The following is a 20,087-nucleotide window of genomic DNA, read 5'->3' on the forward strand; positions in this document are numbered from 1 at the left end:
ACCCATGAAAAAAGTACTAACCGCCCTTGGGCTGGTTGTTGTCCTGACCCAGTGTGCCCGCCCCTCGGGTACGCAGACAACGGATCGGCAGTCAGCCGTATCGAAGAAAACGGCCCAGCGTGGAACGGCCCAGCGTGGAGGAACGGATCCACGTCGGGACGTTCCACGCCGGGTTGAAATTCTATTCCTGGGTGACAATGGTCACCACAAACCCATCGAGCGCGTACCGGAGATTATGGCCGCGCTGGGCGATAAAGGCATCAACTTTACCTACACGGATAAGCTTGAGGACCTGAATCCCGAAAACCTCAACAAGTACGACGGGCTGTTGATCTACGCCAACTGGGATAGCCTTCCCAAGCCGCAGGAAAAAGCGATGCTGGATTACGTAGCAGCGGGGCATGGCGTAATTCCAGTGCACTGTGCGTCGTATTGCTTCCGAAACTCGACTGAGTTCGTCGACAAAGTTGTTGGCGGACAGTTCTGGCGGCACCGGATGGATACCATTCAGACCCGATTTACGCAGCCTAACAACCCTATCGTCGCGGGGCTGCCGTCCTTTAAGGCCTACGACGAAACCTATCTGCACAGCCACCTTCAGGCTGACAACAATGTCCTAGCCGTGCGGGAGGTAAAAGCGGATCAGTTAAAAGATCTTGCTGATGCAGGGCGGCCCAATGCGAAGGAGGAGCCGTACACCTGGACCCGGACGTACGGTAAAGGCCGGGTGTTCTATACGGCCTATGGACACGACGAACGTACCTGGAGACAACCAGGCTTCCACCAGTTGCTGGAACGTGGTATTCTGTGGGCAGTCGGCGATGAGGTGAAGAAACTCCATGACGATCTGAAGCCACAGGCGTTTGCGTACCAGGCAGCTCCTCAACTGCCAAACTATGAGAAACGGCCCGGACCGCAGATGGAGCAGAAGCCTTTGTCGGCGGATGAATCGATGAAGCATATTCAGGTGCCCGTCGAGTTTACGATGAATCTGTTTGCGCAGGAGCCCAACGTCATGCACCCGATTGCTATGGCCTGGGATGAGAAAGGTCGTCTATACGCGCTGATCACCAAAGATTATCCAAACGAACGTAAGGAATCGGGTGGGTCGGATTATATCGTTATCTGCGAAGACACTGATAAGGACGGTAAGGCCGATAAGTTCACCAACTTTGCTGAAGGACTGAGCATTCCAACCGGCATGGCTTTCGCTAACGGTGGGCTGTACGTATCGCAGGCTCCACACATGCTGTTCCTGCAGGATACCAATGGTGACGACAAGGCTGACGTAAAGAAAGTTGTCTTTTCGGGCTTCGGTACGTTTGATACGCACGCGGGACCAAGCAACCTGCATTATGGTTTTGATAACTGGATCTGGGGCAGCGTGGGCTATTCTGGTTTCAACGGGAAAGTCGGTGCCGACAGCGTCAAGTTTGGGCAGGGCTTCTTCCGCTTCAAACCAGACGGGTCAAAACTCGAATACGTAACCGCTACGTCGAACAACACCTGGGGACTGGGCTTTACCGAAACGGGTGACATTTTTGGCTCGACGGCCAACAACGCACACGGCTGGTACATGGCGATCCCAAACCGGTATTTCAACGGCGGTGGACACCTGCGCGAGAACGGTAGCCGCAGTACCGACACGCACAAGGACATGAAGCCAATCACTGAAAAAGTACGTCAGGTAGACGTATTCGGTGGATTCACGGCCGCAGCCGGACACAACTTCTACACGGCTCGCGCTTTCCCGAAAAAGTACTGGAACAAAGTAGCTTTCGTTTCGGAGCCAACCGGGCACATTGTTCACCAGAACGTAATGCAGAAAAAAGGAACCGACTTCGAGGACGCTGAGGGATTCAACCTGATGGCGGGTTCTGATGAGTGGTTCGCTCCCGTATTTGCTGAGGTTGGACCCGACGGCGCTGTCTGGGTTGTTGACTGGTATAGCTATATCATTCAGCACAACCCAACGCCTGAAGGAGCCAAAAACGGAGCCGGTAATGCGTATGAAACGCCCCTGCGGGACTTCACACACGGTCGTATTTACCGGGTCGGTTACAGCAAAGCGCCAGCCTACACACCGATGGCGCTGAGCAAAGACCGCCCGGCTGATCTGGTTGCTGCGCTGAAAAACGATAACATGTTCTGGCGGACGACCGCTCAACGGCTGCTGATCGACCGGAATAACAAAGATGTTGTTCCCCAACTGATTGCGTTAGTTAATGACCAGTCAGTGGACGAGATCGGTATCAACCCGGCCGCTATTCATGCCTTGTGGACGCTGCATGGCCTGGGCGCTCTGGACGGTTCGAACGAGCAGGCAGTGGCAGCCGCTACAAAAGCGCTGAAACATCCCTGTCATGGCGTTCGCAAAACGGCCGTTCAGGTGTTGCCCCGGACTCAGCCATCAGCGAGTGCGCTATTACAGGCCGATGCGCTGAACGACAAAGAACCGTTAGTTGTCCTAAACACGCTGCTGGCTTTCTCTGAAATGCCAACCAGTGATCCGGTCCAAAAAGCAGTACTGGCTCGTCTGGAGAAAGTAAACAAAGAAGGCTCAGAAGTCAACGACCGCTGGTTGCCCGATGCCTTTGCCTGCGTACTTACCGAAAAGAATGGGCAGATGATGAAATCGTACCTGAAGCAGGTATCGATGAACGCTCCGGCGCAACCAAAAGCGACATCGGACATGGATCATCAGCATCATACCAGCGCGCACGGCCCGAATGCATCAACTGAGCCAATGCCTGCAACCCGTACTGCTGCCAAACCAGTTAGCGCAACCCAGCCAGATCTACTGGTTGCGGCTATTCGGACAACACCTGAGTCGCCTGCTGTACAGGAACGTGCACGCATCTACGTCGACGTAACCAACGCCGGTGGGGTAGATATTCCGGCGGGTACGCCTATTCCGATGACGGTACGGATCGAAGGGCCAACTGGCTCCGCTGATCAGGCCAAAATCAACTTTGTCAGCGTAGCGCACAACACGGGTATCAAAGCAGGAGAAACCGTTACAATCAGCAAAGGCAACAATGGTCCCTGGAGCACTGATTTCGGCGTAATGTTCGAGCAGGCAGGTAAGTATACGATTTCGGTTAGTCTGGATCGTGAGAATAAGATTGCCGAAAGCAACGAGCAGAACAACGAAGCCCGGCACACGCTGACCTATCGGGCGCCACAGAGTCTGAGTGCCTATGTACTCGAACGCGCCAGCCGCAGTTATGCGTCGACGGCACCGGTTGATTCCGTGATCGCCTTACTCCGTCAATCGCAAAAACTGGAATCGGTTCAGGGGAATGCTGTTGTGAAAGGTGTAGCTGAAGGCTGGAACTTAAAACAGAAAGCGCAACTCGACGCTAAGGATAAAACGTTCCTGGCCAGCCTGACTAACTCGGTTTCGGCCGATAATAAAGAGCGGCTGGTTCGTCTGTACGAATCCTGGGGGATGGCGAAAGCCGAACCCGTAGATCCGAACGTAGTGGTCATTCAGATGAAAACAGTACGGGAAGCGATGCGTTTCGATAAGAAAGAGTTTTCGGTACCTGCCGGAAAACAGATCGAGATTGTGATCGAAAACCCCGATGCTATGCAGCATAACCTGGTTATCGGGAAGCCAAAAACGATGGATGCGATCGGCGCAGCCGCTGATAAGATGATCACGGCAAAAGATGGTGCGGAAAAAAATTACGTGCCAACAATGCCGCAAATCGTTGCCGCTACGCCCCTGATCAATCCCGATCAGACGTACCGGCTCAAGTTCACGGCACCAGCAACGCCCGGTGATTACCCCTACGTGTGTACGTTCCCCGGCCACTGGCGTCTGATGAACGGAACTATGAAGGTGGTTAAGGAAAGCGCTAAGCCGATTGTGACAACTAAATAGTTATCGATCAGCAGTCTGCTGGCAAACGGAAATACGTAACAAAGAAAAAGCCCTGAACCGAATCACCGGTTCAGGGCTTTTTCTTTACCCGAGGGCGGTCAATTCAGAACTGGATTAGTCGGAGCGCTAATGGCTGGCGTATAAGCCGAGAGTAAGGAGGAGGCTGGGATAACGATCTGGAACTCGCTGCCGGAGCCTAACGCGCTTGTGACGTCGATATGCCAGTTATGGGCCTGAATGATCCGTTGTACGTAGCTCAGCCCTAAGCCAAACCCTTTGATGCTGGGCTGATTTCGGTCGTGGTGTCGAAAGAAGGGCTGGAAAATCTGACGAACGGTCGTTGGCGACATCCCAATTCCCCGATCCCGAACAACAAGCGTCATACCGCCGGAGTGCAGTTGCTCATAGATACTGATTTCTGGTTCGGAGGGACTGTATTTGATTGCGTTGTCCAGAAGGTTATGCAATACGTTGGTCAGGTGGAGCCGATCGGCTAGCAGGTAGGTATCCGTGTCAGTAAGTTGTAATTGTAAATAGCTGCCGTGCCGTTCGGCAATGGAGTTAAGGAGCTGGTGAACACAAATCGGTTCCAGGTTAATAGCCAATGTCTGACGATCAGCTTTGGCGACCGACAGCATCGTTTCAACCTGATGTTGTAATCGCTCGGTTTCTTCCCGGATAATGCGAACGTATTTTTCTGTCCGAACGGGCTGATTGCGGGCGATGGGCGAATCCAGAATATCAGCCGCCATCCGAATAGCGGCAATCGGCGTTTGAAATTCGTGAACGATCGAATGAAGAATTTCCGTCTGAACCATGGAGTGCTGGCGTCGATTGACCAGTCGCCACAACGCATAGCCAAAAACGACCTGCGAGGCCAGCGCCAGTAGAAACAAACTTACCCAACGCATGGACGGGGGCACTGGCGACACAAACAGAGGAAGCCAGGGCCAGTTCAGGTAAATGAGTGCCGCAGTGAGCAAAACCAACAAGGGGGCCAACGCAATAAAGGGAGAATTGCGGTAGAGGTTTACCATCAGAGCACGTAGTTTATGGGACAATCATACCAGGAAACGACTACCTCGACTGCCTGAATTCGGGATGATACTGAGTAGAATTACAGCGAAATGTAACAAAAAAAGTACCATTCTGTGTTTTTAGGAAACAAAAAAAACCTACTAGGTAGGTTTTTATAACTAAGTATATAATGACAGTTGATTAATTGTCAGCGCTCGTTTCCGCAACCGGCTCAGCTTTAGGAGCAGGCGTGGGTTTGGGAGCAGTCGCTGTTTTAGGGGCTGTTGCTTTTGGTGCTGTTGCTTTTGGGCGGGCAACGGGTTTTGGCGTTGCTACGACAGGGCTTGACACCGAGGTGGCTGGATGAGCTTCGGCATTCTTACTTGCAGTGCGTTTCGCGTTCTTCGCAGCTTTCTCGGCGTTTTTCTTGGCCTTAGCCGCTTCTTTTTTTGCTTTCTTCTCCGAGGCTTTTTTCGGTTTTTCTTTTTTCTTCTCAGCCTTATCCATCAGTTTGCCAAGTTTCTTGGCCAGCTTCTTCGCTGATTTTTCGATGGATTTTTTTATTTTCTTGGTTGCTTGACCCGCTTCGCCGAGCTTGTCCTCGATCGAGCTAATAATGTCTGAAGTCAGCGTGCTGTGCTTGGTGTTTGTGCTTTTGTTTGCCATTGGATTGGAGAGAAAAAAATCTACAAATAAATACGCTTTTTTAGTGACAATCAAAAGTCCAATGTTAAGTTTTTGTTATGTTTTTTGCAGAAAATCCCAGCAAACAATACCGGCCGTTACGGCAATGTTCAGGGAGTGCTTCGTGCCAAACTGAGGGATTTCCAGTACCAAATCAGCAGCTTCGACGAGCTCGCTTCGGACTCCGTTCACTTCATTACCAAAAACGAAGGCATATTGTTTGCCAGCCTCTGGTACAAAACTGGCCAGCGACGTACTGCCGTCGGCCTGCTCGACGGCTGCTACCAGCCAGCCTTCTGCCTGTAACTGTTTGGTGAGCGTGAGGACATCCGATATATATTCCCAGGCAACGGATTCAGTAGCACCTAAAGCTGTTTTAGTGATGTCGCGGTGAGGAGGGGTACCGGTAATGCCACATAGGTAGATTTTCTGCGCCCGAAAGGCATCGGCTGTCCGAAATACGGAGCCTACATTGTTTAAGCTCCGTATGTCATCCAGAATAAGACAGTACGAAAATTTCTCGGCGGATTTAAAATCGTCAACTGACAGACGGTTGAGTTCGTCGAGGGCGAGTTTGCGGGGAATCATGCAGTAAGAAATAGGAACTGGGGCAAAGCTACGGCCAAATACTTATTTCCATAAACCTCTTCCCTTATCTACTGTTGATACACCAATCAGCGTGAATGAGCAATTGAGCTAGGACATAATACGTCAGACGCTCGCCTGCCACAGAATGAGCTGGTCACTACCTCTATGCTCAACAGGATCTTTGTTAGTAAACCTTCACTGGGCGTTAGTTTCACCGACGCCGGAATCGCCGAAATTAATTTGTGGGCGCCTTATGCCGACAAAGTTGCCCTCGACATTCCCGAGCGGGGTATTACGTTACTCATGGAGAAAGCCAGCTAACCCTCCCTTAGCTACGTATATCATCTATGAACTACACGTTGGTACGTTTACGCCAGAAGGAACGTTTTCCTCGCTGGAGAGCAAGCTGGACTATCTTAAAGAATTAGGTATTACAGCCATTGAATTAATGCCAATTGCGCAATTTCCTGATTCGAGGAACTGGGGCTATGATGGAGTATACCCCTATGCTGTGCAGTACGTAATCTGAATCGGTGGCAAATGATCATCACTGAAAACGTTACGCAGTCAACGTTAGTCATGCACCGGTGGGAAGGCGATGAGCACCTGCTTTGCCTGATGAACTTCTCGCCGAAAATCGACGCTGGTATAAACGACTGGATTCCGCTGCCACCGACTGGCGTGGTCCGGGTGCAAGCTCTCCGGACTACGCAGTTGGGACGGACACCGTTACGGTGCAACCGCACTCGCTGATCATATATATATAAGTGTTCTGTGAACGAATAATTACTTGAGCCGGTACCATTGATGACCATAACCGGGTAATGAGATCGGATACGTATCATTCGGGGCAGCCCGGACTTGCGTATTATCAAACTGATTGATCAGTACCTGACCAGCCGAATGCTCAACTGGTAATTGGGCTGACTGGACCTGCGGGCTAAAGTTATGCACCATTACTACCGATTTTCCCTGCCAGTCGTACCGAACGGCAAGCACATTTGGTAGCCCCGTCTTGACGATACTGGACGTACCCAGTCCGATCTCGGGATTTGCTCTGCGCAGTTTCGTTAAGGTATGGATGAAATTGAGCAGTGATTCCGGAGCCTGTGATTCGGTCGCTACGTTGACGCGCAGGTAACTATACGGCCCCTGGTCGATAACCGGTTTTACGGTGGTATCTCCAGTCGAAAAACCAGCATTACGTAACGTATTCCATTGCATCGGTGTCCGTACGGACTCGCGCTCTTTCAGGCGCAGGTCATCGCCCATACCAATCTCTTCACCGTAGCGAATAACAGGTGCTCCCGGCAAAGAAAACAGCAGGCTATACGCCATTCGAATCTGACGAGCATCGCCCAGCATGGGAGCTAGCCGACGGCGGATTCCCCGATCATAAAGTTGCATGTTTTTCTGCGGACCCATTTTCTCGTACACCTCATCACGCTGTTTATCGCTGAGCCGGCCAAGGTCGATTTCGTCATGGTTACGTAAAAAGAAACCCCACTGGGCCGCGGAAGGAATTTCCCGGGTCGCGTTCAGCGCATCGACCAGTGGGTCTAGCTTGCCGGTTGCCAGTGCATAAAACAGGAACTGATTGGCGTAGAAGTTAAACATCATCTGCATGCCCTCGTCGTTCACGCCAAAGTATTCGCGCTGGTCTTTTGGATCGACATTAGCTTCACCCAAAATGATGGCATCCCCTTTATGCCATTGGATGTATTTGTGAAGCATATCGATAATGTCAAACTGCGGCTCGTACTCTTTCTTTTCGGGATCGGCTTTTTCAATCACGAACGGAACTGCATCCAGCCGAAAACCGTCCAGACCTGCGTCGAGCCAGTGTTTGATGATTTTGCGCACCTCCCGCTGAACGTCCGGATTTTGCATGTTGAGATCAGGCTGGAAATTATAGAAACGGTGGTAGTAGTAAGCCCCCGCCTGCTTGTCGTAGGTCCAGATTTCCTTCTGTACGCCCGGAAAAACCATACCCTCGTCGTAGTTATCAGGTTGTTTGTCGGACCATACGTACCACGACCGATACGGTGAATTTTTGTCCCGGCGTGCCTGCTTAAACCAGGGGTGCTGATCAGAAGTATGATTGATTACCAAATCCATAATCACCCGAATACCCCGCTGGCGCGCCTGCTGCATGAAGGTATCGAAGTCGGCGCGGGTACCTAATCGGTTATCGATCGCGTAATAATCCGCTATGTCATAACCATCATCACCGTTAGGGGTAGGCTGGAAAGGCGCGAGCCAGATAACGTCCACGCCCAGCTTTTTCAGGTAATCGAGTCGCTGCGTCAGACCGTTGAAATCGCCAGTGCCATCACCATCTGAGTCGTTGAAAACTTCAACGTCGAGGTTGTAGATCAAACTGTTTTTGTACCACAGTTCGGCTTTGAAATCGGAGGGGAGCGGTTTTTCGGTTGGTTTATTTTCTTTGCACTGGAAGCACAGACAAGCGCAGACGATAAGAAGCAATTTTCGCATGGTGAACCTGGAGAAGACAGAAAGGCACTTATTCGAGTGAGTATGTAAAGTAATAACTAACCAAATGGGATTGTTTCTGGCCAGGGGCGACTTTTAGGGCTCATTCGTCCGTGTGGCTCACTTTTTAGCTGACTGGTCAATCAATTTTTGGCACAAACCGTTCTTTCTCTGGATACAGCGAAACAATGAAGAAAGAGGAAATTCGACTCGACGACTGGCAACGTATTCTATTCGGAATGGCTCCCCCCGAATTCCTTCTAGAAACACTCGTCCGGGCAATCATTATTTATTTGAGTCTGTTGGTTATTGTCCGGCTCCTGGGCAAACGAATGAGCGGGCAATTGACGCTCACTGAAATGTCGGTGATGGTCACTATCGGGGCCATTATATCACCGTCTCTGCAAGCGCCTGACCGGGGAATAGCACTGGGCCTGCTGGCGATGATCTGTACGTTGGTTTTTCAGCGAGGAACTACGCTACTGGGGTTTAATAATAAAAAGATTGAGCAACTGACGCAGGGCTCAACAAGCCTGCTGGTCAAAGATGGAATTATGCAGATTGACGCCATGTCGCGGACGCGTATTTCAAAGCAGCAGCTTTTCGCCCAACTACGTAAAAAGAACGTGTATAACGTCAGCATGGTCAAGCGGATGTACATCGAAGCGGCCGGATCGTTCAGTATTTACCAGTATTCCAGTGGGCAGCCTGATTCTCAACGGCCGGGGCTATCTACATTGCCACCGGGGGATCAGGATGTTCATAGTATTCAGCAAACTGCTGCGCACCAGATAGCGTGTACGAATTGCGGTAATACTGTCGACGCTGATCAGCAGGATCAACCTTGTCCCGTTTGTCAGGAAACTGTCTGGACGCAGGCTATCCTATAAGAATATAACCAATCATGAAGCCAGAAAACATTCACTGGAATGACTGGGTACGTATTCTCGTCGGAGAAGTACCTGGCAGCTATTTTATCGAGATTATTTTTCGGATGGCGTTCATCTATCTGTTGCTGACCGTATCGATGCGCGTGATGGGAAAGCGTATGGCTTCCCAGCTAAACCGAAATGAGCTGGCCGCCCAGGTATCGCTAGCGGCTACCATCGGGATGCCAATTCTGGCCCCGGACCGGGGACTGCTTCCCGCGGCCGTTATTGCGATTGTGATTGTGGTGCTTGCCCGGACGGTCTCGCGACTCGCCTATTCGAATCAATCGTTCGAAGCCCTGACGCAGGACGACATCAGCAGCATGGTCTCCGAGGGTGTTATGCAGATGAAAAACATGAAGGGCGCGCGCCTTAGCCGGGAGCGTCTGATGGAGCAGCTTCGATCGGGGGGACTGCTGCACCTGGGACAGGTAAAGCGATTGTATATCGAAGCCAGTGGCAGTTTTACGCTGATCAAGGCTGACGAACCAAAACCAGGGTTGTCAATTATTCCCCTCTGGGATAATGATTTTGAACGCGAGCAGCCGCATTTACCCAACCAGTACGTTTGCAATAACTGCGGCAACCCAGGTGACAGAGGGGCCAAGCCAGATCACCCCTGTAGCAATTGTGATGATAACAACTGGGTGCAGGCAGTAGAAATGTAGCTCATAATGACAACAACCCCGTCGAAGCGCAACGGATTTCGGAGGAGCCTCGACGGGGGTGTTCCTGGGTTACACTTTCTTTCCTGTTACCGAAGCCCCGTTCCCAAAACGAACTTCGACCGCCAGAATCTGCCCCGCCGTATTTCTCTTGAAGAACAGACGAGCTTCTTCGCCAACGACAATAAACTCATCATCGGTAACAAGTTTTAGGGCTGATTTTGCTGTTTCGCCCGGAGGGAGAACGTACAGCGTATCATTTGATAAGCTGATCGATAACTGCTGGCCGGGGGCTACTTCATAAGCACCAACGTAACGTTGAAGCGTAGTATCCGAAGTGGATGAGCTTACCACTTGCGAAAAAGCTTTGTCAGTTACGCCAAAAACAATGGTCGGTTCAGGCACGCGCTGAACAAGGCTAGCCAAGGTAAACGAGACAAGAAAATGGAAGGTCAGTGTCATAGCTGAGAAAAGTTGTGTTTAGTTTATGACACTGACCAAATCCTATGCCGTAGTTAAAGTGGCTGATAATGAGTTTTTTGCTTCCGAAAAGCAACGTATAGTAAGGTGCGTAAGCGCACATACTGTGCTCGTTCGCACACCATTATTTTGTCTTGCCGCCTACTAACGTAACGATACTTCTCGCGGGAATCGTCAGCGCTTTAGTTGACGTTGTTAACGTAGTCCGGGCCAGATCAGTCGTAGCCGACGTAGTATACATCGTCTGCCAGCTAGGCTGCTCCGCCGATACGGCAGTCGAGACTGTCTGAGCGTCAGTGCCAGGATTGATCAGCACTGTTACCAATTGACCATCGGTGTTTTTGTAGGCCGATGCGAGCAGACCAGCGTTGTTCTGCGCTAGTTCGACATTAATACGTACCGCACCGGGGCGGACGAAGCGGCTGAAATTGCCAAGCGCCCATAGCATCTTTGAGGGTTGATAAGTACCATCCGTTTTGTTTTTGTCGACATAAACCAGCCCATCTTTGTAGTTGTAGGGGCTGATGGCTATCCACCAATGCCAGGCCGATGCGTTAGCGTTAACCAGATCATTGTGAATAACTTTAGCAATGTAGATGGCCGGATCGATACCAAGGTCTTTGCCCGATCCGTTGATCTCGCCGTTGTTATCGCCCAAAATGCAGTATTCTGACATCCAGGTGCCGAGATTCGATTGGTTAGCTGCGAGAGTGGCTACCTGCTGCCGTTTTTTCTCCGCGTCGCCGTAGGGGGAGGTCGTAAAGTAGCTGTGATAGCTAATCGCAGGGACTAGATTAGACAGGTTACCTACGTAGTCGGCACTGGTTTTATCGAAGAATCCGGTAATCTGCGTGCCTTTGCCCTGCCGTCCGTTATCGCCGTATAGGAAGTCGATCTGACCCGCTTCTGCAATGCTAATTTTAGTTGGCAGTCCCTTGCTTACCAATGCTTTGCTGAGCGAACGGGTAATGCCGGCAATCTGGTTATTGACGTATGGGGTTCCTTCCTGACCACCGTCGCTCCAGTCCCACTGAGGCTCGTTGACGGGACTTACGTAATCGAACGTAACACCGGTTTTGGTACGTACGCCCGCCACTACGTTCGCCATAAATTGACCGTACTGATCAAATTTATCCGCACCCAGATTGGGTACTTTATTACTGGCAAAGCCTTTGCCGTTGAGTGTATAGTGCACCGGAGGGCTGTTCGGGAACGCTAGGAAGTGAGGTACGTTCCGTTGTTTGGCCGCCTGTAGAAACCACATTTGTCCGGCTTGCTTGTCCCAATTGTAGGAACCGTCGGCGTTCAGGAAGGATTCGGCCCGGCGCCATTCGTCCTTGATGCCACTGCCGCTGCCCTGTTCGGCTGTTCCGGCACCAATGTTAAACCGCCACATCGACAAACCGATTCCTTTTGGCTGCCCGCTGGCCGATGTGTCGCGGCTGAACAGCAGGTCAGCAATGGCGTTGCGCTTGGCGTCTGGCCACTGCCCGACAAACTGACACGACCAGGCGTCCGATGCGCCAAAGTGAGCAATAGTCTGGTAGGTTTTAGTTGGGTTGATGGTCAGGGTTATACCCACAGTCGGTTTCGGGGAATCTGCGACTGGTGTTTCTCCTGGATAGCCGGCCGCGCTCAGGAATGGACAGCACAGCAATAGATTCAGGGCAGAGCGGATGAAGCTGGAAATAGGCATACGGATGATAAGGCGATAGGGTGAAGCTGGTAGCAAACATAAAAACCTCTTTGGCAAACAACCTAGTACACAGGCAGAAATAGCGAACTCCTACATAATCCTGATGGCGTCACGTACAGGTTAGACTGAAAAGATAGAGCCCCAAAACCGCCATAGAATCGGACGTTGCTCAATCGGCGCCGTTCATTGCTGCGGTACGTCTACAGGGACAGTGTCAGTTGCAGAATCGCCCTCTCATTGCTCGTTTTTCCCCCGAAAAAAGAGTATTTTTGTTTATTACTAGTAACAAGAATCAGTGAAGATAGCCACCGCAGCAAAGCCTCAGAAGAAGACGAACGAAACTCCGCTTAATCGCCAGTATAATCAGATCAAAGCCAAATATCCTGGTGCGTTGCTGCTGTTTCGCGTCGGAGATTTTTACGAAACCTTTGGCGAGGACGCCGTCCGCGCCAGTAAGATTCTGGGTATCACGCTGACCAAACGGAACAACGGAGGTTCGAACGAAGAACTAGCTGGTTTTCCGCATCATTCGTTGGATACGCACCTGCCCAAACTCGTCCGGGCTGGCGAACGCGTGGCCATCTGCGATCAGTTGGAAGACCCTGCCGTGGCAAAAGGGATTGTGCGCCGGGGAGTTACCGAGTTAGTGACTCCCGGGGTATCGTTCAATGACAACGTCCTGGATACCCGACGCAACAATTACCTGGCTGCCGTGCATTTTGGCAAGGGAGGAACTGGTCAGCCGGATGATGAGTTCGGTATTTCATTCCTGGACATTTCAACTGGTGAGTTCCTGGCGTCGCAGGGGAACGCGGCTTACGTAGACAAGTTACTGCAAAGCTTCAATCCGTCGGAGGTACTGTATTGCAAACGCAACCGGCAGGAGTTCGGCGCGCTGTTCGGCGATAAATTTCATACTTACACGCTTGAAGACTGGGCCTTTACGTATGATTTTGGGTACAACTTCCTGAAACAGCACTTCCAGACGACGTCGCTGAAAGGGTTTGGTATTGAAGGGTCGCCCAACGGGATCATTGCCGCCGGTGTAATCCTGCATTACCTCAACGAAACAGAGCATAAAGATTTACAGCATATTACGCGGGTAACGCGGCTCGAAGAAGATCGTTACGTCTGGCTCGACCGTTTTACCATCCGTAACCTGGAGCTAACAGCAGCCCAGCAGGAGGGTGGCGTTCCGCTGATTCAGATTCTCGACCAGACCGTAACGCCCATGGGTGCCCGACTGCTGCGCAAGTGGCTGAGCCTGCCCCTGAAAGAGAAAGCTCTCATTGACGAGCGGTTAAACATGGTCGAATTGCTCACCAACGAGCACGAGCAGCCGGAGCTGGCCGAAACATTGATGAGTCACCTGCGGCAGATCGGCGATCTGGAGCGGCTGGTGTCGAAAGTCGCGGTTCGCCGGATCAACCCGCGTGAATTGTTGCAGTTGAAACGCTCGTTGCAGCACGTACTGCCCATTAAGGAGTTATTGATCACGGCGCTAAGCCAGACTGAATCGCCATCTCTAAAGAAGTACGCCGATCAGCTCAACCCAGTGTCGTTTCTGATGGATCGCATCGAGGCCGAACTACGGGAAGATCCACCAACCTTGTCCAATCAGGGGGGTATTATTAAACCCGGTATCAACCCGGAACTGGATGAGTTAACGAAGATTGCCTATTCGGGCAAGGACTATCTGGTACAGTTGCAGGAGCGGGAAATTGAGCGGACAGGTATTACCTCGCTCAAAATCGCCTACAACAAAGTGTTTGGTTATTACCTGGAAGTAACGCACGCCCACAAGAATCGGGTGCCGGAAGACTGGATTCGGAAGCAGACGCTCGTTAACGCCGAACGCTACGTAACGCCCGAGCTGAAAGAATACGAAGAGAAGATTCTGAACGCAGAGGAACAGATTTTTCAGATCGAGTCCCGGATGTTCAATGAGCTGATCATTGCCGCCGGTGAGTACGTGGGGGCTATTCAGCAAAATGCCCGCGTGCTATCAGTGCTGGACGTCCTATCGTCGTTTGCGCAGATTGCGATCAAGAATAAATACGTCCGGCCGCAGATTACCGAAAGTAAGGTACTGAACATCAAAGACGGTCGCCATCCGGTTATTGAACAACAGTTGCCGCCTGGTGAACCGTATATTCCGAATGACATCTACCTGGACGACGAAAGTCAGCAGATTGTTATCATCACCGGACCGAACATGGCGGGTAAGTCAGCCCTGTTGCGGCAAACGGCGCTGATCGTATTGATGGCGCAGTCGGGTAGTTTCGTGCCGGCATCATCGGCGGAGATCGGTATTATCGACAAGATTTTTACCCGGGTTGGGGCATCCGATAACCTGTCGCGGGGAGAAAGTACGTTCATGGTCGAGATGACTGAGACGGCCAGCATCCTGAATAACCTGAGTGAGCGGAGTCTGGTATTGATGGACGAAATTGGACGAGGGACCAGCACGTACGATGGCGTGTCGATTGCCTGGGCCATTACTGAATACCTGCATAACAAAACGGACTGCCGCCCCAAAACTCTGTTTGCGACGCACTACCACGAGCTGAACGACCTGGCTACCGACAATCCGCGGATCAAGAATTACAACGTCGCGGTGAAGGAGATGGGCAATAAGGTCATCTTTTTGCGGAAGCTGAAAGAAGGCGGCTCAGAGCACAGTTTCGGGATTCACGTCGCGCAGATGGCTGGTATGCCTGCCCAGGTCGTCAACCGAGCGGGCGAGATTCTGAAACAATTAGAGTCATCGCACAGTCGGGAGCAGAACCGGGAGAAGATTCGGGAAGCCGCGCCCGCTCAGCCGGAACTGGCCCTAAAAATATTCGAAGCCGGTGATCCAAAGTCAGAACTGATTAAGGAGAAACTACGCACCATCGACGTAAATCGCCTGACGCCCATCGAAGCGCTGTTGAAGCTCAACGAGTTACTGAAACTGGCGGAGTAGAAAGTTTTACTTACCATTATGACAAAGACGATCCATCCTCAGTACATTACCGATGAGCATGGTAAGCGAGTTTCGGTGGTTTTATCGATTCAGCAGTGGCAACAACTGCTGGACGAACTTGATGACATCCGTTTGTACGACGAAGTCAAGGGACGTAACGAGCCAACGACTTCGTTAGCGGACTACAGACGGAAACGCAAATTAAGCGATGGCCAAGTATACCGTCCTATTGACTAGAACAGCGCAGAAACAATTGGATAAACTACCTGATTCTGTTGCAGGTGTATCGCTCTTGATGCAATCGAAGCACTGGCTGATGATCCTCGCCTAGATGGCTGCAAGAAGTAAAAAGGGCGTTCTGGGTATCGTATCTGGAAAGGCGATTATCGTGTCATTTACGAAATTCAAGACGAACTATTGGTCATTGAAGCCGTTGCACTTGGACATCGGCGACAAATTTACGAGCGAGTCATGCGGATTGAACTGCTATTAACCAAGTCCGTTCGTGAGCTTGGTTTGTAAAAAGAGCGCGGGATCGGTAATCCTTCAACGTTATCAGTGCGGTTTCAAAAAGTAAATCCTGTAAACAACAACTAATGGAATTGAACGTATTAACTGCCCCCCTGACCACACACGAGGTTGAATGGCGGGTGCAAAGTCAGACAAAAGACGGTCAGAAGATCGTCGTGGTGCCGTACATCACGAATCGATGCGTCATGCAGCGCTTCGATGAACAGTTCGGCTGGGCGGGCTGGCAGAACGAGATCAAAGAGATTGAAGGCGGTTTTCTGTGTACGATCACCGCAGTATTGCCCGGTGGCGAAATCGTCAGAAAAACGGACGGGGCCAGCCGGACGGCGGTTGAACCGGTCAAAGGTGGTATCAGCGACGCCATGAAACGTTGTGCTGTTCAGTTTGGACTGGGACGGGCATTGTATGATTTCCCCAAAGTGCTGATCCAGACTACCGACAAGTATATTCCTGACTGGGCTAATCCACTACTGGATAAAATGGTCGAGAAAATCAATGCCGGTGGAATTGTTCGCGACGTGGTGGTTCTTAAGCCGGAACACGCGAAAGCAACCCGAACTGCCTAAACGTAAAACGGCCCGTCGATCGACGGGCCGTTTTACGTTTAGGCAGCTATACTATTTTCTTCTTCCAATAAGACAGGTTGGGGGATATTCTCTTTACGCTGGCGCCGTTTACCTAATTGCAGGGCCGGCTTCTCGATCAGTTGATACGTAATGGTGGAAATGCCGACGGTTACCAAAACGATTACCAGGAATTTTAAATGAAAATTCAGCACGTTCGTGGTGAGGTTATAAACAGGGACCAATTCTTTGGGTATAAATTGATTCATCCAGAACAGAACGCCAAAATGAGTCAGGTACGCGCTGTAGCTTACCTTACCAACGTAGCAAGTCACACGGTTTACCAGCAGCCAGAGGGGACGTTTGGCTAAACCAACCAGCAGCAGAATAAAGCCGATACTACCGAAATACTGCAGTGTGTGCGGGAGCGCCAGATCAAATTGGTGACTCATCCGCTTGCTCAGAACAATAAATGCAAGCGTACCAAAAGCGAGCAGAACGGCATGGGTACTGACTTGATGATCCTTGCGAATAATCAGGAAGTAAGCGATGATACCGCAGCCGAAGACAGGCAACTGGTAGGGGAGATAGTAATAGAGATAGTCAGGCTTCAATCCGGGAACGGAAATGTTCACCAGCAGCGACGTAAGGCAGAAACCGAACAGCATGGCATAACCGGTAAAGAGTACCGCCCGGTTCAGCGACGTAATGCGGTTGTATAAATAAGGCACGAGCGCATAGAACAGGACTTCAACGCCAACGGACCAGCCTCCAGGAATGATACTGTTGATCCAGACGGGGCTTAGGCCGTGAACCAGGAATACGTTCGCTAGAATGTTCGTGGTGTTACGCTCAACAAAATCGGTTATTGTCTCCTGCTGCGTATAGGCCAACTGACCAATGTAGTAGATGATGGCAACGTAATACAGCGGGGCAATCCGGACGTAACGTCGACGAAAGAAAGCCCCCGGACCGGTTTCGCCAGTGTTACGTTTCTGCTGGGAAAGAAAAAGGGTAAAAGCGCTTAACACGTAAAAGAGCTGTACGCCCATAGCAGCCGGGGAGCCCAGCGTGTCCATCAGCGAGTAAAATGTAGTGTCGCTGAAATGATACAGGTGGCAATGGAACCAGATAACGCTGAGAATAGCAATGCCCCGTAGAGCATCGATATACGCTAACTTCATTTTTAACCAGATTAAGATGGGATGGATGACAACCTTTCTGGCAAATCTATAAGAAGCGCTGTATTTTATGCTATGATGGTATGTATGATTAAAGTTCTTATTTATCTAGTGGACATTAAATAGCTATTAATCAAGGTATTCATGTTGAAGAAAGGCTGAAATAATAACAAATTACGTTACTACCTCAGCCTTTCCGTTACTTATCTGTTTCCTCCGCCAATAGTAGAAGGAGCGCCCATGCCCTGCGATAACGTCAGCAGCTTATCACTGAGCGTTTGAATGGCTTTTTTGTAGCGCGTTTCAATATCCGGCAGATTCGCGGTCGATTTAATCGACGCTTCGTAGAGCAAGGCAGGTAGCATCCAGGAAGCATAACCACTGTTTGGGTCCGATGATGCATAGAGCGAGCGGTACCAGGCACCGAACGCGTTTCCTTTTGGGTCAATGAATGACCGTTCCAGCATCCGCAACTCTCGGTTCAGTTCAACCAGCTTATCTGTCCGGCCTGCTTTCAGGTAAGTCTGACGGGCCGCTTCACAGGCGTCAGCGTTCTTTTTCATATCGGCCACAACGTTGAGTAGCGGAGCGATGGAATACGAGGGAGCGTACGCCTGGATTGCTTTTTCGGCCGCTTTCAGGTGCACGGCTAAATCGCTCGGATAACGCGCCACATCGTATGGGACCAGGTCGGCGTTGGCTAGCCGGAGGGTCATGGTGCCAACGATCTGCTCCATCATGGGACCCATCTTGTAGGTCGGGTCCGAGAATTTGTCGTAAAAATAGAGGTCATCATACTGCGAATGGTACAGCGTGGGACCTTCCATGCCCGCGCTCAGGGCCGGGATACCAATGTGCATATAGGGAGCAATGTGATCAGAACCGCCACCCAGGTTACCAATTGATGGTTCGCCTGCCTGTACTGCCGGGGCCGATGAACCCGTTACGCGGGTAGGGTTACCATTAGCGCTGTTACCTAACCAGGTCTGGTAAACGGTCTTGTTGGAATCCGGGTAGTCGACCGATTGCGTGGCTTCGATAATCAGTTTCTTCATAGACGGTGACGCGCTGGCTCCAAACTTTCGGCCCGAAACAGCCGCATCGTAGTTCATGTAAGCCACGGCTTTCTGAGTCAGTTCATCGCGGAACTGCTCCGACCATTCGGCCGAGCCAATGACACCAGGTTCTTCGGCATCCCAGTGGCAGACTTTAATCGTACGCCGGGGTTTCTGGCCAGCTTTCGCCAGTTTGCCCAGCGATTCGGTCATGCTCAGCAACATGGCTGTTCCCGAGTTAGGGTCCGTTGCGCCGAATGACCACGCATCATAGTGGCAACCCGCAATGATCCATTCGTCCGGAAATTCGCTGCCGGTTAACGTGCCAACGACCTGATAAATACGCTGAATCGTTTTCTCCTGCTTCACCATCAGCCGGACTTTCAGGTCAGCCCCGCCCTCCAGCCGATACGTGTACGGTAGACCGCCCTGCCAGCCAGCTGGTACAGCGCGAAGGCCTGCCATGCGTTTCAAGATTTCGGTAGCAGAACCATAGGGGAGGGGCGTTACGGGAATTTTGTGAAGACCGACGGCATTTTGATCGAGCCGCTTTGGCGTGTTCTTGGCGTCCATCGGCAGAGCTGGTTCGCCGGGTGTCAATGGATCACCGGTGTAGGGTGTTGTGAGCAGGGATCCCCGCTGAATGACGCTTTCGCTGTAAAACGGTCCTTCGGGAAAGGTTAGTCCACGCATATAGCCCGAATCGGCGGGATCGGTGAAGATAATGACGCCAGCCGCGCCAGCTGCCTGCGCAAACTGAGCTTTGTAACCCCGAAAGTTACCCCCGTAACGGGCCAGCACGATCTTTCCTTTGACCGGGATTCCCATGGCTGCCAACTGCTCGAAATCTTCTTTTCGGCCGTAGTTCGCATACACGACTTCGGCCGTTACGTCGCCGGAGCCCGACCAGGCATTATAGCCGGGTGTCAGTCGTGGATCGCTGCTGTATTTGTCTTCTTTGAACAGATACTCCCGGATATTGAGCGGCTGGCGGATTGGATTAACCAGCTCGACCGCAATGTCGCCGGGGCCTTTTGGCAGCAGTACGTCGTGCGGGTAGATATCGACCTGCCAGCCCGCCTTACGCATTGTTTCGGCAATGTAGTCCCGCACCTTTTCGTTTTCGGGAGAGCCCGTAATGTGAGGAGCACTGCACAATTTTTCTAGGTGGTTCTTGAACGCAGCCGACGACTGTTTGCTCTTAAAATCAGATTCGATTTTCAGCTGAGTAGCCTGACGAGCCGGTGTAAAACCCGTGAGGGTAGTCGACTGAGCCCAGGCCGACGGCAGGGAAGATGTGATCATCAGGGCTATCCCCAATGGAGTTCGTAGATACTTGTTCTTCATATAA

Annotated in this window: 17 protein-coding genes and 1 pseudogene; 10 read left to right on the top strand and 8 right to left on the bottom strand. The window is 51.3% G+C overall.

Annotated features, from left to right (window positions below; genetic code table 11):
* The first annotated feature begins 4 nt into the window (after window positions 1-4).
* Window positions 5-3,889: a PVC-type heme-binding CxxCH protein gene (locus ACYVAD_RS16910; protein WP_461140688.1), complete on the top strand. Its 3,885-nt coding sequence runs from the start codon at window positions 5-7 to the stop codon at window positions 3,887-3,889.
* A 98-nt stretch (window positions 3,890-3,987) separates the two neighbouring features.
* Here the strand turns inward: ACYVAD_RS16910 and ACYVAD_RS16915 are convergent, their stop codons facing one another.
* From ACYVAD_RS16915 to ACYVAD_RS16925, 3 genes are all read right to left on the bottom strand, one after another.
* Entirely contained in the window at window positions 3,988-4,926 is a 939-nt protein-coding gene (locus ACYVAD_RS16915; RefSeq protein ID WP_461140689.1) for a sensor histidine kinase, read from the bottom strand.
* A gap of 181 nt (window positions 4,927-5,107) precedes the next feature.
* Window positions 5,108-5,626 carry a hypothetical protein gene (locus ACYVAD_RS16920; protein ID WP_461140690.1) on the bottom strand — a complete coding sequence of 173 codons (519 nt, stop codon included), beginning with the start codon at window positions 5,624-5,626 and terminating at the stop codon, window positions 5,108-5,110.
* 21 nt (window positions 5,627-5,647) lie between these two features.
* Window positions 5,648-6,178 (bottom strand): TrmH family RNA methyltransferase, encoded by a 531-nt coding sequence (locus ACYVAD_RS16925; RefSeq protein WP_461140691.1) that lies wholly within the window; start codon window positions 6,176-6,178, stop codon window positions 5,648-5,650.
* A gap of 165 nt (window positions 6,179-6,343) precedes the next feature.
* On the opposite strand from ACYVAD_RS16925, the gene ACYVAD_RS16930 reads away from it, so the two are divergent.
* From ACYVAD_RS16930 to ACYVAD_RS16940, 3 genes and pseudogenes are all read left to right on the top strand, one after another.
* Complete coding sequence (locus ACYVAD_RS16930; protein WP_461140692.1) at window positions 6,344-6,499, top strand: early set domain-containing protein; 156 nt, start codon at window positions 6,344-6,346, stop codon at window positions 6,497-6,499.
* Window positions 6,498-6,695, top strand: a pseudogene (locus tag ACYVAD_RS16935) (alpha-amylase family glycosyl hydrolase); the annotation flags it as partial. The gene ACYVAD_RS16930 and the pseudogene ACYVAD_RS16935, both read left to right, overlap by 2 nt.
* Before the next feature lie 23 nt (window positions 6,696-6,718).
* Window positions 6,719-6,931 (top strand): hypothetical protein, encoded by a 213-nt coding sequence (locus ACYVAD_RS16940; RefSeq protein WP_461140693.1) that lies wholly within the window; start codon window positions 6,719-6,721, stop codon window positions 6,929-6,931.
* Between the two features lie 33 nt (window positions 6,932-6,964).
* Here the strand turns inward: ACYVAD_RS16940 and ACYVAD_RS16945 are convergent, their stop codons facing one another.
* On the bottom strand, window positions 6,965-8,674 hold the full coding sequence (locus ACYVAD_RS16945) for an alpha-amylase family protein (RefSeq protein ID WP_461140694.1): 1,710 nt from the start codon (window positions 8,672-8,674) through the stop codon (window positions 6,965-6,967).
* A gap of 185 nt (window positions 8,675-8,859) precedes the next feature.
* Between ACYVAD_RS16945 and ACYVAD_RS16950 the strand changes: the two genes are divergently transcribed.
* Together ACYVAD_RS16950 and ACYVAD_RS16955 are read left to right on the top strand one after the other, a co-directional pair.
* Complete coding sequence (locus tag ACYVAD_RS16950; RefSeq protein WP_461140695.1) at window positions 8,860-9,561, top strand: DUF421 domain-containing protein; 702 nt, start codon at window positions 8,860-8,862, stop codon at window positions 9,559-9,561.
* Between the two features lie 14 nt (window positions 9,562-9,575).
* Window positions 9,576-10,268: a DUF421 domain-containing protein gene (locus tag ACYVAD_RS16955; RefSeq protein ID WP_461140696.1), complete on the top strand. Its 693-nt coding sequence runs from the start codon at window positions 9,576-9,578 to the stop codon at window positions 10,266-10,268.
* 69 nt (window positions 10,269-10,337) lie between these two features.
* Here ACYVAD_RS16955 and ACYVAD_RS16960 read toward each other — a convergent pair whose 3' ends face one another.
* Window positions 10,338-10,727 carry a DUF3471 domain-containing protein gene (locus ACYVAD_RS16960; protein ID WP_461140697.1) on the bottom strand — a complete coding sequence of 130 codons (390 nt, stop codon included), beginning with the start codon at window positions 10,725-10,727 and terminating at the stop codon, window positions 10,338-10,340.
* 142 nt (window positions 10,728-10,869) lie between these two features.
* Window positions 10,870-12,441: a glycoside hydrolase family 30 protein gene (locus tag ACYVAD_RS16965; RefSeq protein WP_461140698.1), complete on the bottom strand. Its 1,572-nt coding sequence runs from the start codon at window positions 12,439-12,441 to the stop codon at window positions 10,870-10,872.
* A gap of 295 nt (window positions 12,442-12,736) precedes the next feature.
* On the opposite strand from ACYVAD_RS16965, the gene mutS reads away from it, so the two are divergent.
* The 4 genes from mutS (at window position 12,737) to ACYVAD_RS16985 (ending at window position 16,503) form a co-directional block, all read left to right on the top strand.
* A complete protein-coding gene (gene mutS, locus ACYVAD_RS16970; RefSeq protein ID WP_461140699.1) occupies window positions 12,737-15,406 on the top strand; it encodes a DNA mismatch repair protein MutS in 2,670 nt (889 codons plus the stop codon).
* A gap of 18 nt (window positions 15,407-15,424) precedes the next feature.
* Entirely contained in the window at window positions 15,425-15,643 is a 219-nt protein-coding gene (locus ACYVAD_RS16975) for a hypothetical protein (protein ID WP_461140700.1), read from the top strand.
* Window positions 15,644-15,775: 132 nt separating this feature from the next.
* Window positions 15,776-15,928 carry a type II toxin-antitoxin system RelE family toxin gene (locus tag ACYVAD_RS16980; protein WP_461140780.1) on the top strand — a complete coding sequence of 51 codons (153 nt, stop codon included), beginning with the start codon at window positions 15,776-15,778 and terminating at the stop codon, window positions 15,926-15,928.
* 74 nt (window positions 15,929-16,002) lie between these two features.
* Entirely contained in the window at window positions 16,003-16,503 is a 501-nt protein-coding gene (locus ACYVAD_RS16985) for a Rad52/Rad22 family DNA repair protein (protein WP_461140701.1), read from the top strand.
* Between the two features lie 38 nt (window positions 16,504-16,541).
* Here the strand turns inward: ACYVAD_RS16985 and ACYVAD_RS16990 are convergent, their stop codons facing one another.
* Complete coding sequence (locus ACYVAD_RS16990; RefSeq protein ID WP_461140702.1) at window positions 16,542-17,684, bottom strand: acyltransferase family protein; 1,143 nt, start codon at window positions 17,682-17,684, stop codon at window positions 16,542-16,544.
* A gap of 200 nt (window positions 17,685-17,884) precedes the next feature.
* Window positions 17,885-20,041 (bottom strand): M28 family peptidase, encoded by a 2,157-nt coding sequence (locus ACYVAD_RS16995; RefSeq protein WP_461140781.1) that lies wholly within the window; start codon window positions 20,039-20,041, stop codon window positions 17,885-17,887.
* Window positions 20,042-20,087: the final 46 nt, after the last annotated feature.

The sequence above is a fragment of the Spirosoma pomorum genome (assembly GCF_054776615.1).

Bases quoted from the DNA above. Each gene is read 5' to 3' on its own strand.
- ACYVAD_RS16955 (WP_461140696.1), top strand. From the start codon at position 9,576: ATGAAGCCAGAAAACATTCACTGGAATGACTGGGTACGTATTCTCGTC.
- ACYVAD_RS16930 (WP_461140692.1), top strand. From the start codon at position 6,344: ATGCTCAACAGGATCTTTGTTAGTAAACCTTCACTGGGCGTTAGTTTC.
- ACYVAD_RS16960 (WP_461140697.1), bottom strand. From the start codon at position 10,727: ATGACACTGACCTTCCATTTTCTTGTCTCGTTTACCTTGGCTAGCCTT.
- ACYVAD_RS16925 (WP_461140691.1), bottom strand. From the start codon at position 6,178: ATGATTCCCCGCAAACTCGCCCTCGACGAACTCAACCGTCTGTCAGTT.
- ACYVAD_RS16995 (WP_461140781.1), bottom strand. From the start codon at position 20,041: ATGATCACATCTTCCCTGCCGTCGGCCTGGGCTCAGTCGACTACCCTC.
- ACYVAD_RS16975 (WP_461140700.1), top strand. From the start codon at position 15,425: ATGACAAAGACGATCCATCCTCAGTACATTACCGATGAGCATGGTAAG.
- ACYVAD_RS16945 (WP_461140694.1), bottom strand. From the start codon at position 8,674: ATGCGAAAATTGCTTCTTATCGTCTGCGCTTGTCTGTGCTTCCAGTGC.
- ACYVAD_RS16950 (WP_461140695.1), top strand. From the start codon at position 8,860: ATGAAGAAAGAGGAAATTCGACTCGACGACTGGCAACGTATTCTATTC.
- ACYVAD_RS16990 (WP_461140702.1), bottom strand. From the start codon at position 17,684: ATGAAGTTAGCGTATATCGATGCTCTACGGGGCATTGCTATTCTCAGC.
- ACYVAD_RS16910 (WP_461140688.1), top strand. From the start codon at position 5: ATGAAAAAAGTACTAACCGCCCTTGGGCTGGTTGTTGTCCTGACCCAG.
- ACYVAD_RS16965 (WP_461140698.1), bottom strand. From the start codon at position 12,441: ATGCCTATTTCCAGCTTCATCCGCTCTGCCCTGAATCTATTGCTGTGC.
- ACYVAD_RS16915 (WP_461140689.1), bottom strand. From the start codon at position 4,926: ATGGTAAACCTCTACCGCAATTCTCCCTTTATTGCGTTGGCCCCCTTG.
- ACYVAD_RS16985 (WP_461140701.1), top strand. From the start codon at position 16,003: ATGGAATTGAACGTATTAACTGCCCCCCTGACCACACACGAGGTTGAA.
- ACYVAD_RS16940 (WP_461140693.1), top strand. From the start codon at position 6,719: ATGATCATCACTGAAAACGTTACGCAGTCAACGTTAGTCATGCACCGG.